The sequence below is a fragment of the Leptolyngbya sp. UWPOB_LEPTO1 genome (assembly GCF_017302695.1).
Taxonomy (GTDB): Bacteria; Cyanobacteriota; Cyanobacteriia; order Leptolyngbyales; family Leptolyngbyaceae; genus Leptolyngbya; species Leptolyngbya boryana.
On sequence record NZ_JAFLCJ010000024.1, the window covers coordinates 54519 to 68719 of the forward strand.

General features: G+C 46.1%; 12 protein-coding genes and 2 riboswitches. Of the genes, 8 read left to right on the forward strand and 4 right to left on the reverse strand.

Annotated features, from left to right (window positions below):
• Positions 1-182: 182 nt before the first annotated feature.
• Complete coding sequence (glnT, locus tag J0L70_RS26385; protein WP_287456451.1) at positions 183-1541, forward strand: type III glutamate--ammonia ligase; 1359 nt, start codon at positions 183-185, stop codon at positions 1539-1541.
• 125 nt (positions 1542-1666) lie between these two features.
• Here the strand turns inward: glnT and J0L70_RS26390 are convergent, their stop codons facing one another.
• Positions 1667-2530: an ABC transporter permease gene (locus tag J0L70_RS26390; protein ID WP_287456466.1), complete on the reverse strand. Its 864-nt coding sequence runs from the start codon at positions 2528-2530 to the stop codon at positions 1667-1669.
• 213 nt (positions 2531-2743) lie between these two features.
• Between J0L70_RS26390 and J0L70_RS26395 the strand changes: the two genes are divergently transcribed.
• The 5 genes from J0L70_RS26395 (at position 2744) to uca (ending at position 10393) form a co-directional block, all read left to right on the forward strand.
• Complete coding sequence (locus J0L70_RS26395) at positions 2744-3562, forward strand: ABC transporter ATP-binding protein (RefSeq protein WP_017289750.1); 819 nt, start codon at positions 2744-2746, stop codon at positions 3560-3562.
• A gap of 120 nt (positions 3563-3682) precedes the next feature.
• A riboswitch (guanidine-I (ykkC/yxkD leader) is annotated at positions 3683-3788 on the forward strand.
• Between the two features lie 98 nt (positions 3789-3886).
• Positions 3887-4882, forward strand: a complete 996-nt coding sequence (locus J0L70_RS26400; RefSeq protein WP_017289751.1) for an ABC transporter substrate-binding protein — start codon at positions 3887-3889, stop codon at positions 4880-4882.
• A gap of 225 nt (positions 4883-5107) precedes the next feature.
• Positions 5108-5230: riboswitch (guanidine-I (ykkC/yxkD leader) on the forward strand.
• A 65-nt stretch (positions 5231-5295) separates the two neighbouring features.
• Complete coding sequence (locus J0L70_RS26405; RefSeq protein WP_017289752.1) at positions 5296-5991, forward strand: urea amidolyase associated protein UAAP1; 696 nt, start codon at positions 5296-5298, stop codon at positions 5989-5991.
• A gap of 18 nt (positions 5992-6009) precedes the next feature.
• Entirely contained in the window at positions 6010-6648 is a 639-nt protein-coding gene (locus tag J0L70_RS26410) for an urea amidolyase associated protein UAAP2 (RefSeq protein WP_017289753.1), read from the forward strand.
• Between the two features lie 148 nt (positions 6649-6796).
• Positions 6797-10393, forward strand: a complete 3597-nt coding sequence (gene uca / locus J0L70_RS26415; protein ID WP_287456452.1) for an urea carboxylase — start codon at positions 6797-6799, stop codon at positions 10391-10393.
• A 48-nt stretch (positions 10394-10441) separates the two neighbouring features.
• Here the strand turns inward: uca and J0L70_RS26420 are convergent, their stop codons facing one another.
• Entirely contained in the window at positions 10442-10858 is a 417-nt protein-coding gene (locus tag J0L70_RS26420) for a DoxX family protein (protein WP_017289755.1), read from the reverse strand.
• A 203-nt stretch (positions 10859-11061) separates the two neighbouring features.
• Here J0L70_RS26420 and J0L70_RS26425 point away from each other — a divergent pair, with 203 nt between their 5' ends.
• Positions 11062-11271: a hypothetical protein gene (locus J0L70_RS26425; RefSeq protein ID WP_268181442.1), complete on the forward strand. Its 210-nt coding sequence runs from the start codon at positions 11062-11064 to the stop codon at positions 11269-11271.
• 45 nt (positions 11272-11316) lie between these two features.
• Entirely contained in the window at positions 11317-11823 is a 507-nt protein-coding gene (locus tag J0L70_RS26430; protein WP_287456453.1) for a hypothetical protein, read from the forward strand.
• 11 nt (positions 11824-11834) lie between these two features.
• On the opposite strand, the gene J0L70_RS26435 is transcribed toward J0L70_RS26430, so the two are convergent.
• Entirely contained in the window at positions 11835-12386 is a 552-nt protein-coding gene (locus J0L70_RS26435) for a hypothetical protein (RefSeq protein ID WP_287456454.1), read from the reverse strand.
• Positions 12387-12642: 256 nt separating this feature from the next.
• The gene (locus J0L70_RS26440) at positions 12643-14148 is read right to left on the reverse strand and encodes a DASH family cryptochrome (protein ID WP_287456455.1); all 1506 of its coding nucleotides are present in this window, start codon (positions 14146-14148) and stop codon (positions 12643-12645) included.
• Positions 14149-14201 lie beyond the last annotated feature (53 nt).

Below are 14201 nucleotides of genomic sequence, written 5' to 3' on the forward strand. Positions count from 1 at the left end.
CCAATTTTCCCTCTGATGAACGGCTTAGTAAGCGTAGGGTTGACTAGCAGAAAAGATAAAACAATCGCGTATCGCTAGACACTATCTTTAGATAGAATTTTGCTTAACCTGAACAAGTGCCAATCAGCAATTAAATCTGCGTCTGATACGGTAAAGTCCAGTCTTAATAACTATCTCAATCTATGACCCATCAGCTTAATCCGGATTTGCAGCAGTTCAAAACGATGCTCAAAGACCAAGGTGTGAAATATGCGATCGCGAGCTTTGTCGATATTCATGGCATGTGCAAAGCGAAAATGGTTCCCCTGTCGCATTTTGACCAGATGATGCAGGGGTCAGAGCTATTTACGGGAGCTGCTTTGGATGGCGTTCCTCAAGAGGTCAGTGATGAAGAAGTCGCAACAATGCCTGATCTTGCCAGTGCAACAATTTTGCCTTGGAATTCAGAGATGGTTTGGCTTGCTAGTGATTTATATTTGCAGGGTAAACCGTTTGAGGCTTGTTGTCGCAGCATTCTCAAATCGGTGTTGCAGCAAGCAGCAGAAATGGGGTTTCAGTTTAATTTAGGGATTGAAACTGAGTTTTTTATTCTCAAAGATCAGGATGGGCAAGCGGTTCCAATCAGCGATCGCGATACGCTAGCAAAGCCTTGCTATGACCTGCAAGGATTGCTCGATAACTATGCCTGGGTAGACGAGATTGTACAAGCGATGAATCATCTCGGGTGGGATGTGTATTCGTTTGATCACGAAGATGGCAATGGTCAATTTGAAACGGATTTCACGTATACGGATGCGCTGACGATGTCCGATCGCTTGATCTTTTTCCGCTTGATGGTGAAGGAGATTGCGCGGAAGCATGGTTACTTTGCCACGTTTATGCCCAAGCCGTTTGCAAATCGCACGGGAAGCGGCGCGCACTACAATATGTCGCTTGCAGATCTGAAAACCGGGGAGAATTTGTTTGTCGATCGAGCAGATTCGCGCCGCTGTGGTTTGTCGAAGTTGGGCTATCAGTTTATTGCGGGTGTGCTTCGTCATGCGCCTGCGATTTGTGCGGTGATTGCTCCGACTGTGAATAGCTACAAGCGATTGATCGCGCGCGGAAGCATGTCTGGCTTTACTTGGGCACCGGTGTATATTTGCTATGGCAACAACAATCGCACGAATATGTTGCGCATTCCGCTAGCAGGTGGACGAGTTGAATGTCGCGCGGCTGATATTTCGTGCAATCCCTACTTGGGTGCAGCGATGATTTTAGCGGCAGGGTTAGAAGGGATTCGAGAAGGACTCGACCCAGGCGAACCGCATACTGAGAATATGTATACCTATACGACAGCAGAGCTAGCAGAAATGGGAATTAAGATGCTTCCTCGAACTTTAGGAGAAGCGATCGAAGCTTTTGCTGCTGATCCGTTGAGCGAATCAGTAATGGGTTCGCTAATGTATCAAACCTATGTTGACTTCAAAACTCAAGAATGGTTTGAGTATCACAATCACGTTTCAGATTGGGAAGTCCAGCGCTATATGAAGTTCTTCTAGCTCCCCATCTTTCACGAAAAACTAGGCGAAATCTGAGAAGTTGAGCCTAGTAGCACTTCTATTTGAATAGGGGAATGGAGAGCAATTCCCCCCATTCTCCTATTCCTCATCTTCCCAACTGATGTCTAATGCCGCGTCTGATCTGCCCAAGGCGTTAACACTGCCGACATCCACTTCAGACCATAATCTATCGCGAGTCCAATCACACCAATGAGCAAAATGCAGAACAACACTTTCTCAGTCTGCAAATAGCGCTGAGCCTGAATAATTCTGAAGCCTAGCCCAGTTTGCGCCGCGACTAATTCAGCAATGACGAGATAGTTCCAAGCTCCTGAAATGTTCACCCGCAGCGTATCTAACACACTCGGAAACGTCGCTGGAACAATCACCCGAAACAAGACATCTCGCCGCGTTGCACCTAACGTATAAGCAACATTGATCATCTCGCTCGGAATGAACTTCACCGCATCCGCAATCATAATCGCGTTATAAAGCACGACGCCCAACGTAATGATTAGAATCTTAGACTCCTCACCCAAGCCGAGCCAAATCACAATCAGCGGCACAAATGCAGTCACAGGCATGTAGCGCACTGTTCCGACAAAAGGCGCAAACAAGCTCTCCATGCTGTAGAACGTCCCCATCGCAATGCCCATCGGCACACCGATCACTGCTGCAACAACAAATCCGGCTAACACTCGCCCACAACTGATCAGCACATCTGAAATCAGATCATTGTTCATGAACATTTCAATCCCAGACTGCACGACCGCAGTCGGTGTGGGCAGAAACATTGGCGGAACGACTTGAGCATAGCTAATCAGCGACCAGAGCAAGAGTGGAACTGCTAGCGAGAGCATCACAATCAGTGCCGCCAATCGGCGCGGAAATCCCTGACGAATGCTCCAAAACACGGAATGCTTTAGATACTTATATTGTCGATCGACAGATTGAGGCGAACTAAGACTTGCATCAGTCACGGGATTCATCCTTTGAGTGCAGATTAAAACGTCATCGATCAATGACATGGGTTCAGTCTAGAGAGAGAGTTGACTGCGTTTTTGTATTGACAACTACATCTCTTGCATTTGCGACGAAATTCCAAATTTTCTAAGTTCTCGTATCTTATGTATCTGAATTAACATTTTTAAGTTCTGAGATCGACTTAACTAATACTTTGTCTCCTTCTGCACGCCAACACTATGCTCAACACCCGATCTCAAGCACTACAGCAGCGATCTGAACTTGAGATCGCATCTGAACTCTCAACTGCCAAGCTTGAAGTCCGTAGCCTGTCTAAGTCATTTAACTTGCAAACTGGCTCAATGACTGTGCTAGAAGACATCAATCTTCAGCTTTTTCCAAGAGAATTTGTTTGCTTAGTCGGTGCATCAGGATGCGGCAAATCGACCTTACTCAACATTGTGGCAGGACTCACGCCTCCCTCCTCTGGAAGTGTCTTAGTCGATGGGCATAAAGTCACTGGGCCGGGTTCCGATCGCGGAATGGTCTTTCAGAATTACACCCTTTATCCCTGGCTGACTGTCTCTCAAAATATTGCCTTTGGTCTGAATCTGCGCAAGATGCCCAAAGCAGAACAGCGCGATCGCATCAATTACTATCTCGATGTTGTTGGCTTAACGCAGTTCGCGAAATCTTACCCAAAACAGCTTTCTGGTGGGATGAAGCAGCGAGTCGCGATCGCTCGTGCTTTAGCCAATGAACCTGCTGTTTTGCTCATGGACGAACCCTTTGGCGCACTCGATGCTCAGACCAAAGAACAGATGCAGCAATTTTTGCTCGAACTCTGGGAGCAAACTCACGTCACAGTTTTAATGATTACCCATGATGTCGAAGAAGCAATTTTTCTGTCGCAGCGCGTGTATGTGATGAGTGCTCGTCCTGGACGGATGAAACTAGAAATTCCAGTTGGACTACCTGAACATCGCGACTTAGACATGAAGCTTTCGTCTGAATTTGTCGCGATCAAACGGCAGATTCTCCACTCACTGCGCGAGTAGTAAAATCTTCAGAGCGACAGAATTGTGATTTTGAATACTTTATTTCTACTGCTACGTGCTAGAAGTAAGTTAGCTTTAGCAATTTGGAGCGCGCGATCGATTCAATCATATCGCCGAAAAATTTATCGCTTCTAGGGTTCCGATTCAGCACGAATGTCTGGTCCAAGAGAAGCAAACTGTTTCGGATTTCCGAGCAGTCACACGGAAGGATAAAAGCCTGGGAGAGACGATGAACAGCAATGGTGCTGTTGCGCCTCTTTCAGGCTTTTTAAGTGGTGCATTTCCTGTTTTGCATTGATTTCACACTCTAGAAGGAAGTTTTAGATGTTCAGATCTCGTTTTGTCAAACTTTTCGCATTTGCATTCATTGCTCTATTTTGGACGATCGCTTGCTCTCCCCAGGCTTCAAACAATACAGCGAACAATACACCTCAACTCTCTGTTTCGACGAATCCATGGTCTGGGTATTCAGGTCATCATGTTACGGTGAAGAAAGGGTTTTACCAGGAAGCAGGACTCCAGGTTGAGGACACTTTGTTTCAGTCAAACACCGAGCAAATTACTGCTTTTCTATCTGGGAAGACGGATGTGGCTTGGTTGACCGCAGGCGATGTCATGCAAATGGCAGGGAAAGATCCGAATGTGAAAATTATCTTTCTCGTTGACTATTCAAACGGATCTGATGGCATCTTGGGACGCGGGATTAAGTCCCCAGCAGAGTTGAAAGGTAAAACAGTAGCACGTGAAGATGTGTTGTTTGAGAAAGTGTTGCTGCGGGCGTATCTCGAAAAAGGCGGTTTGACGGAAAAAGATATCACCATTAGAGATCTACCTGCGCCTGATGCGGCAACTGCGTTTAGTGCGAAGCGAGTCGATGCTGCTGTGACCTATGAACCCTTTTTGACGAAGGCAGCCAAAGAAGGGGGCGGAGAGATTATTTTCAGTACGAAAGGAACGAATCTGATTGCAGACGTAATTGTGACCCGTGCGAATCTGATTGCTAGTCGCAGAGACGATTTGATCAAATTTCTCAAAGCTGCCGATCGAGGAATTAAGTTACTGAAATCGGGTGATCCGGATGCGATCGCTGCTGCTGCGAGCCGACTAGGAATTAAGCCTGAAGAGTTGAAAGAACAGCTTGCAGGAATTACCTTGTTCGATATTGAAGGCAATAAAACGATTGGATTTAATCCTGAGAATCCGAATAACGCCATTAAGAGCTTTGAACTGATGGCGAAAGGGGCTTATGATTTCAAAGCCGTGCCACAGCCGCTTGATGTGAAGTCGCTGTACGATGATTCGATTGTGAAGTCGCTGTAGTTTGGAGCGAGCCTGTTTGAATTGTAAGTGCTCAAAAGAGTAGGGGATAGGAAGTAGGAGTTGGGGAATATTTCCTTGTTAGCTCTCTACTCTCCACTCCCCACTCCTAGAAGAGAGAAGTACTTTTTAATACTGCTCTATTCCGTACATTTGAGAGGATTTACTTCATTGCTTGACTTGTGCTACAAGTTTTAGCAGCATCAAACAGGTTTCAAGCTTACAGTACAAATTTGCTTCTAGGGTTCCGGTTCAATGTTGAGTTGAATGGCTGGTCCAAGAGAAGCCGCTTATCTAGAGTTGAGAACATCTTCTAGATAAGTTACACGGAGGGATAAAAGCCCGGGAGAGCCAACCAGCAGACTACTCTTGCTGACGGCTTCCTGGGCTTTTGTAGTTGCAATGAGGAACTGAGAATGACGATCGATTCTGCACACATCACCTATGAAGAAACGATTCCAGGCGGTGCCTACTGGTCACGAGTGATTCGGCGCAATGACACATTGCGGATTCTAGCTCCAGAAGGTTCGAGTGGCGTAGCGCTCTTGTGCTATAACGCGGACAATCCGATCGAGCGATACAATGCAGCGGATACCGCGAAAATTCAGTTCAATGCTTTCTTAAAGAAAGGCATGGTCATTTATTCAGACATGGGACGAATTTTGTTCTCGATCGTTGAAGATACCTGCGGTTACCATGACACTCTCGGCGGATGTAGTAACCTCGCAACCAATGCAAAGTATGGCGAAGGCGACTACAAAAATTCGCGAGACAACTTTCTGCTTGCCCTGACGAAGCGTGATCTGGGCAAAAAAGATATCATGCCGAACTTAAATCTCTTTACCCGCATTGCAGTTGAGCCGAATGGCAATCTAGTTTGGGCAAACAAAACGGCTCAACCCGGACAATACATTGATCTCAGAGCCGAGATGAATGTGCTGGTCGTCCTCTCGAATTGTCCGCATCCGCTTGATCCAAATCCAGCGTATGACCCGAAACCGATTCAAGCAACTGTCTGGAGTTCACCTGCTCCCACTGCGGATGATCTGTGCCGAACTGCGAACCCAGAAGCCAAGCGTGGCTTCCAAAATACTGATGCCGTTTTCGCGTAATGTAGGAGCCTTTCAGTGATGACTTCAACGATTAGTACTCAACTCGATCCCAAGCTCGCAATCTACGATCAAGTTCTTCCATCTCGCAAACCTTGGGCGAAAGTAATCAAAAAAGGACAAACCCTGCGGATTGTAGATTTAGGTGGAAATCAAGCGGTTGATTTTCTGGTCTATAATGCCGATGATACGAGTGAACGTTACAGTGCTCCAGATACCATTCGCGCCCAAGGAAATATTTTTATTACTACTGGAACAAAGCTCTACTCGAACGATGGCAATGTTCTGATGACTGTTCTCAACGATACCTGTGGTCGGCATGATACGTCGGGTGGAGCTTGTAGTTGTGAAAGTAACTCTGTGCGCTTTGGATTAGATAAAAAATGGCAACATGCTTGTGTAGAAAACTTTCTTTATGCCTTGAAAGACTACGGCATGGGCAAGCGAGACATGACGAGCAATATCAACTTTTTCATGAATGTTCCAGTCAGTGAAGATGGAACGCTAGAAATTGTGGATGGCATTTCTGATCCCGGTAGCATCGTTGATCTACGTGCAGAAATGAATGCCCTAGTGGTGATCTCAAATTGCCCTCAAATGAATAATCCGTGTAACGGCTACAATCCAACTCCGATTCAACTCATTGTGTGGGATAGCTAGTGATCGGGCAGATTTGCTATGAAGGGTAGGGGAATAGGGGAATAGGGGAAACACTAGAAATGATTCTTGCTCCCCACTCCCCACCTCCCCAATATGACTAACTCCTAGAGCCACAATTTCTATCCCCCTTACCCTACAAGTGCCTTTTATGTTTCAAAAAATTCTGATCGCCAATCGCGGAGAGATTGCTTGCCGGATTATTCGGACGCTCGATCGCTTAAATATTGCTTCAGTTGCCGTCTATTCGGAAGCAGATCAATATGCTCGGCATGTCGCGATCGCAACTGAAGCCGTGGCGATTGGTTCTGCATCCGCAGCAGATAGCTATCTGAGATGGGATCGAATTCTCGAAGCAGCAAAACAAACAGGCGCAGAAGCAATTCACCCAGGCTATGGCTTTTTGAGCGAAAATGCTGAATTTGCAGAAGCTTGTGCAGCAGTAGGAATTGTCTTTATTGGGCCGACTCCTGCACAGATGCGAAGCTTTGGGCTGAAGCATACTGCACGTGAACTTGCGGCTCAGAATCAAGTGCCTTTGCTGCCGGGTACTTCGCTACTCGAAAATGTTGAACAAGCGCAAGCTGAGGCTGAGAAAATTGGCTATCCGGTGATGCTCAAAAGTACAGCCGGAGGAGGGGGTATTGGCTTACAGCTTTGCCACAGCGAAGATCAATTGGCTGAGTTGTTTCAAACGGTACAACGCTTAAGTCAAAACAACTTTAAGCAAGGCGGAATCTATCTAGAACGCTATGTCCAAAAAGCGAGACATATCGAGGTACAAATTTTTGGAGATGGGCAAGGGCAAGTGATTGCACTCGGCGATCGCGATTGTTCAGTGCAACGTCGTAATCAGAAAGTCATCGAAGAGACCCCCTGTCCTGGAATCAGTGAATCTCTCCGACAACAGTTATACGAGGCAGCATTGCGGCTTACAAAAGCGATCGATTATCAATCCGCTGGAACCGTTGAATTTGTCTTTGATGTCGATCGACAAGAGTTTTACTTTCTTGAAGTCAATACTCGTCTGCAAGTCGAACATGGCGTGACTGAAGAAGTGACAGGCGTTGATCTGGTTGAATGGATGATTCGGCTCGCAGCAGGCGATCGCAGTTTTCTAGAAAGTTACCAACCGCAAACACAAGGACATTCGATTCAGGTACGTCTCTATGCGGAAGATCCGGGTAAAAACTTTCAGCCAAGTTCTGGGATCTTAACTGAAGTCAAATTTCCAGCAACCGTTCGATGTGATGCTTGGATCGATCGTGGGACAGAAATTACTCCCTACTATGATCCGTTAATTGCAAAACTGATTACTCATGCAGAATCGCGAGAAATCGCGATCGCTCAACTCAAATCTGCATTAGATCAATCTACCGTTGCAGGCATTGAGACAAATCTCGACTTTTTGCGCCAAATTCTAGCAAGTTCAACCTTTGCCGCAGCAGATCTCAGTACTCGGTTTCTCGATTCGTTTGAGTACTTGCCCAACTCGCTCGAAGTTCTACAACCCGGAACCTTTAGCACAATTCAAGATTATCCGGGTCGTATGGGCTATTGGAACGTTGGTGTTCCTCCTTCGGGTCCAATGGATCATCTTGCTTTTCGCTATGCCAATCGGTTAGTTGGAAATTCTGAATCTTGTGCTGCACTAGAGTTGACTGTTACAGGGCCTACCTTACGGTTTAATTGTGATACTGTGATCTGCCTAACAGGTGCGCCAATGCGCGCAGAGCTAGATGGGGTTGCGATTCCGTTTTGGTCAGCGATTCCAGTTGCAGCAGGAAATGTTTTGAAACTGAGTACGATCGAGGGAGCAGGGACACGTACCTATCTTGCAGTACAAAACGGTTTTGATGTTCCGGATTATCTAGGCAGCAAATCGACCTTTACTTTAGGTAAATTTGGTGGGCACTGCGGCAGAATCCTGCGGATTGGAGATATTCTCAAGCTGAATGTATCGGATGAGCCTGCTAGTTGCCATTCGCTACCAACTGAACTGATTCCGACCTACACTCACAACTGGGAAATCGGAGTGCTTTATGGGCCTCATGGTGCGCCGGATTTCTTTACCGATGATGATATTGAAATGCTCTTTTCAACCGATTGGGAAGTGCATTACAACTCTGCTCGAACCGGAGTGAGATTGATCGGCCCGAAACCTCAATGGGCGCGTCAGGATGGCGGTGAAGCGGGATTGCATCCGTCGAATATTCATGACAATGCTTATGCGATCGGGACAATTGACTTCACGGGAGACATGCCGATTATTCTCGGCCCCGATGGGCCTAGCCTCGGCGGATTTGTCTGTCCAGCAACGATCGTCCAAGCTGAACTTTGGAAAATGGGACAGCTTAAACCGGGTGATAAAGTTCGTTTCAAACGCTTATCGCTTGCAGAATCAATTCAAAAAGAACAGGTTCAGGATCAAGAAATTAGTACCTTAAAACCGCAAAAAGTGGACCCTGTTCACTCATCAGAGCCAGACAGTGCGATTCTGCATGAAATTCCAGGTTCTGCTGAGCAAATTGCTGTGAAGTATCGCAGGTCAGGAGATAAGTATCTACTCGTCGAATATGGCCCGCTTGTGCTCGATCTCAATCTGCGGTTTCATGTTCATGCGTTAATGAACTGGTTACTCGATCATCCTCAAGCCGGAATTTTAGATCTGACACCTGGAATTCGATCGCTACAAATTCACTACGACAATCGCGTTTTACCTCTAGAAACGTTACTGACTGTATTGATTGCTGCAGAAGGTGAACTTCCCTCGATCGATGAAATGGAAGTCCCAACTCGGATTGTTTATCTGCCGCTCTCTTGGGATGATGACTCGACCCAACTCGCGATCGAGAAATATGTCCGCTCTGTCAATCCTCATGCTCCTTGGTGTCCGAGTAACATCGAATTTATCCGGCGCATCAATGGCTTAGATACAATCGAGCAAGTTCGCGAGATTGTATTTAACGCAAGCTATTTAGTCATGGGCTTAGGTGACGTTTACTTAGGTGCTCCAGTTGCTACGCCGATTGATCCTCGACATCGGCTCGTTACTACAAAGTACAATCCTGCTCGAACTTGGACACCTGAGAATGCTGTTGGAATTGGTGGAGCCTATCTCTGTGTCTATGGCATGGAAGGTCCTGGAGGTTATCAATTTGTTGGGCGAACTATCCAAATGTGGAATACCTTCCACGAAACCACAGAATTTGAACCAGGTAAACCTTGGCTGCTGCGCTTCTTTGATCAAATTCGCTTCTATCCAGTCTCGCCTGCTGAACTCTTACAATTCCGGCAAGACTTTATTCATGGCAGAGTTCACCTCAGAATCGAAGAGGAAACCTTCAATCTCAAGCAATACAATGAGTTTCTCCAATCGATTGCTGCTGAAACGACTCAATTTAAATCGATTCAGCAAGCTGCTTTTGAGGCAGAACGCGATCGCTGGGCAGCAAATCCTCTTTTGAATCAAGTTCTTGAGGATGAAGACGTTGCGATCGCAGAACAAACATTTGAGCTACCTCCCGATAGCGAAGCTGTCATTGCCCAAGTTCCAGCAAATGTCTGGCAGATTGTTGTTGAGAAAGATGCGATCGTTAAAGTGGGCGATCGCTTAGTCATTCTTGAATCGATGAAAATGGAGATTGCCATTACTGCGCCTGTAGATGGCGTTGTGTCTGAGATTTTCTGTGCTGAAGGGCAGATGGTATCCGTTGGACAGATGCTCTGTGTGATTACATCCGGTTGATCAACCTGCAAAATTCAGACACAATCTGATAAGAATAACTTGGCTAGATTACTGCTTGAGTAATGATGCGCCAGGTTGTTCTTCTGGATCACGGGTATACCAATATGCCCAAGCTAGTAAAACGGCTTGCAGTGGCAGTCTTGCCCAGTATAAAAATTGGCTGTGAGGAATGCCATCGATTTGAATATCGTGCACTGCCAAGTAGATGTTGGCGGGAAATACAGCAATAAATAGGGAAATTAAACCCCAAGCGGCAGCAACAGAGAGCCAAGGAATCAGTAAACCAATGCCACCTAAAATTTCAAAAAAGCCGCTGACATACACTGAAGGAAAAGCAGGAAATACAGGAGGGACAATGCGAGCGTATTGTTCTGCGCTCACAAAATGTGTGATACCTATAATAATCAGAGAAACAGCGAGGATGCCTCGAAGAATCTCTTTACGCCGAATTGGTTTAATGTTCATACTTTAGAGCAAGAGAGAAGTACGCGGACATCATAGTCGAGCGTTTAGAGCGATCGCGTCTGTCTAGAGATAGCACGATGCAGTTCTAGCGTCTCAAATAAGGCAGAAATTGCTGAGCAGGGCGACTTGTCAGAAGACTTTGCATATCTCCCCAATTGTGCTCGTGTACAAGAATGTACACCTATGAATTTGGAGAGTTGATGATGCTTTATGAATCTTTCGAGCGCTTGGCTTTCGCGATCGCGCTTTTAGGAGTTGTGATGTTACATGCAGCCTCTGTTCGAGCTAATGAGCGAACCTCTAATGCTGCTCAAGAACGGAAAGATAGCTCAGTTATATTGAGCAATGGCTCGGTCAGTTTGAATCCGCAACCGGAACCCCCTGGAAGCAGAGGAGGAGGTTCAAATGATTAATTCGCTACAATGTTGTTCTAGCTCTCAAACGAGTCTGCTCGGTATATGAAATTTTGGGTTGTGCGAATCAATGTTGTAATCTTGATGCTCAGCAGTTGCGCTGGACAAAACGGGCTGATTCCACAAACTCGGTGTAAAACCGCAGTCGCGATCGCGACCCAAACCTGGACAGTGAATTACTATATCAACAAAACCAGTGGCGGTTTGAACACGCAACGAATTCAAACCTTTCAGAGCAACACGATTACCAATCTGAACGGTGAGAAGCCTGTTGATGCAGTTTCCGTTGATGATAACGGGGTAGGGTGGGGTGCAATTCCTCCACGCCCGACTGCCGATGAAGTTGATCAGCGTCGTGATATTCAGGAACATAATGATCCGCCTCAATTACAGCGATCGGTGACGTATCAATTGCAATGTGAGAATGGAACGCTTTCAACGGATGCACTCACCTATCGAGAAGCAGCGAGAGCAATTCGATCAGGGCAGGATGTGAGAGCTAGCTACATCGGAAATCGCCTGATGAAGATTGAATCTCGTGATTCTCGTTAGCTTAAATGGATTCAATCAGGTTGAGTAGGAGCGGACTGATTAGGATTGGGTGTGTTATTTGGCGGCTGATTGTTGCCTTGACACATAAAAAAGGCTAAGGCAATTAAAAGACCAATTACTCCAAGTACAACTTTAGAGGGTGGTGTTTGAGGCTGAGATGTCGGTTTTACTCTTTGAATTGAGGTCGATGGCTCCGATTTCTCCACAGAGGTCGGGGTTGTTGCTTTTCTATTCCTTCTTACCTCTGAAGGTGCTCCTACCCAAACTGCGGAACGTTCGCCCTTTTGATTAACGCAATAGACTGCCTGATCGTCCCACAGGGGTTTTTCGGTCTGAGTTGAGATATCGACCCATGTGGGTGTAACGCGTGGGGGAAAAATAGAAGCTGATCTTCCATGAAGGACATCATTAATATCGAAAGGTGGATGGAGCACCGGAGGAACATAACTCGTTTCTCCTAAGTTCTGATTGATTTCAGATCGCTCTCGTTGCAAATCTTCAATCTGCTTATCGATCGCTTGTCTTCTCGAACGTAGATACGAATTCCAATCAAAGTATTTCATATCTCTCTGCCCCTGATCATTGTTGAGAGACTTATTACCTTCAGAGTATCAGACTCCTCAATGGCTGAAAGACTGTCGTAATGAAATGAAAGATCGAGAATTGATAGCGAATACGAAAATACTGAAGCTAGCAGAGCGGTAGATAAATGGACTACACCTATGAAGCAGATTAGCAAAACTCAATCGTAGCGAACATGGTAGCGTAGGGGTATAGCCCCCTACGTTCCTCTAGTTCAGGCATCAGATTTACTATTTTCTACTTTCGGCTTTTAGCTCGTTTTGGAGCCGATCGCTCAACTGCCGCATTATAAATGCTCTCATTCGCTTGAGCCGACTTAAACAAATCGACGATCGGGCGCGGATAGTCTCCTCCAATGCGTACCTGAAATCGCTGCTGCTCAACGGGTAGTAACTTCCAAGGCTCATGTACCTTCGCTGCCGGAACATCCTTCAATGCAGGTAGCCAATGTTTCACATAAGACCCATCTGGATCGTAGTCCTTTGACTGCTTGATGATGTTAAAAAACCGAAATCCCCGCGCATCATTTCCCACGCCTGCGTTATAGTTCCAATTTCCCCAGTTACTACATACGTCATAGTCAATCAAAATTGATTCAAACCATTCAGCGCCCCACTGCCAATTGATACCCAGATTCTTGGTTAGAAAACTAGCAACATTCTGCCGTCCCCGATTCGACATAAATCCAGTTGCCGCAATCTCTTGCATGTTGGCATCAATGAGTGGAAATCCAGTGTTCCCAGTTCGCCAAAGTTCAAAGCGATCGACATCATCTTTCCACGGAATCGAGACTCCCAGTAAGCCCGATTGATAAAAAATCTGATTGCCATGCTTCGCGCAGATAAATCGGAAAAAGTCCCGCCACAACAATTCAAAAATTAACCAGTACGTTGAATCATTGCGAACGCGCTGAGACTCATAGTTCTGAACTTGCGAATAGATGTAACGCGGGGACAGACAGCCTAATGCTAACCAAGCTGAGAATTTTGACGAATAATCCACTCCTAGCATTCCATTACGCGTCTCTTTGTAAGCTTTTAACGCATCTTGCTTCCAAAAATATTCTGCTAACCGAGCTTTCCCCGCCGTTTCTCCACCCTGGTAAGGAATCATCCCTCTAGGGTCACGTTGAGGCGGTTCTAGTCCTAACTCTTCTAAAGTTGGAATTTCACCTCGATCGATATCGGGCAATTCTGCTAATCGTTCAGGCGTGGGAAACATTTCATTGACAGTCGCAGACTTCTCAACGCCTTTGCGAAAGTTCGTGAATAGCTCTGGAATTTCCTTGATTGCAAACGGCAAATCATCGGGATGATAAAGCGTCATTCCCCAAAATGCTTGTATCGAAGTCCCGATCGCGGTTAATGCTTCTCTGAGGTTGTCTTCAACCTGTGTCTCTTCTGAAGTAACTTCGTGATAGTAATAAACGGACTCTACTGCTAATGCTTTGGCGATCGCGGGAATCATTTCTTCTGCTTTTCCCTGCCGAATGATCAAATCACTCCCCAGCGATCGTAAACTCTGCCGCAAATCGGCGACGCTTTCTAACAAAAACTGCGCCCGAAATGCTCCAGTTTTCGGAAATCCGTAAGGAGTTGTACCAAACTGCCTCGGTTCAAAACAGTAAACGGGAATCACCGTTGCCCCTGAACGAATCGCTTTCATTAACGGCTCATGATCATGCACCCGTAAATCATTGCGATACCACATAATAATCCGCTGTTCTGCCACGATCGATTCCATAACGCTTCACGCTCGATCGTAACGTTTTTTAACAAAAAAGCTCAGCGATCGCC

Excerpts from the sequence above, each read along its gene's own strand:
- J0L70_RS26430 (WP_287456453.1), top strand. The coding sequence starts at position 11,317 with ATGAAATTTTGGGTTGTGCGAATCAATGTTGTAATCTTGATGCTCAGC.
- J0L70_RS26420 (WP_017289755.1), bottom strand. The coding sequence starts at position 10,858 with ATGAACATTAAACCAATTCGGCGTAAAGAGATTCTTCGAGGCATCCTC.
- J0L70_RS26440 (WP_287456455.1), bottom strand. The coding sequence starts at position 14,148 with ATGGAATCGATCGTGGCAGAACAGCGGATTATTATGTGGTATCGCAAT.
- glnT (WP_287456451.1), top strand. The coding sequence starts at position 183 with ATGACCCATCAGCTTAATCCGGATTTGCAGCAGTTCAAAACGATGCTC.
- J0L70_RS26425 (WP_268181442.1), top strand. The coding sequence starts at position 11,062 with ATGCTTTATGAATCTTTCGAGCGCTTGGCTTTCGCGATCGCGCTTTTA.
- J0L70_RS26400 (WP_017289751.1), top strand. The coding sequence starts at position 3,887 with ATGTTCAGATCTCGTTTTGTCAAACTTTTCGCATTTGCATTCATTGCT.
- J0L70_RS26405 (WP_017289752.1), top strand. The coding sequence starts at position 5,296 with ATGACGATCGATTCTGCACACATCACCTATGAAGAAACGATTCCAGGC.
- J0L70_RS26395 (WP_017289750.1), top strand. The coding sequence starts at position 2,744 with ATGCTCAACACCCGATCTCAAGCACTACAGCAGCGATCTGAACTTGAG.
- J0L70_RS26390 (WP_287456466.1), bottom strand. The coding sequence starts at position 2,530 with ATGAATCCCGTGACTGATGCAAGTCTTAGTTCGCCTCAATCTGTCGAT.
- J0L70_RS26410 (WP_017289753.1), top strand. The coding sequence starts at position 6,010 with ATGACTTCAACGATTAGTACTCAACTCGATCCCAAGCTCGCAATCTAC.
- J0L70_RS26435 (WP_287456454.1), bottom strand. The coding sequence starts at position 12,386 with ATGAAATACTTTGATTGGAATTCGTATCTACGTTCGAGAAGACAAGCG.
- uca (WP_287456452.1), top strand. The coding sequence starts at position 6,797 with ATGTTTCAAAAAATTCTGATCGCCAATCGCGGAGAGATTGCTTGCCGG.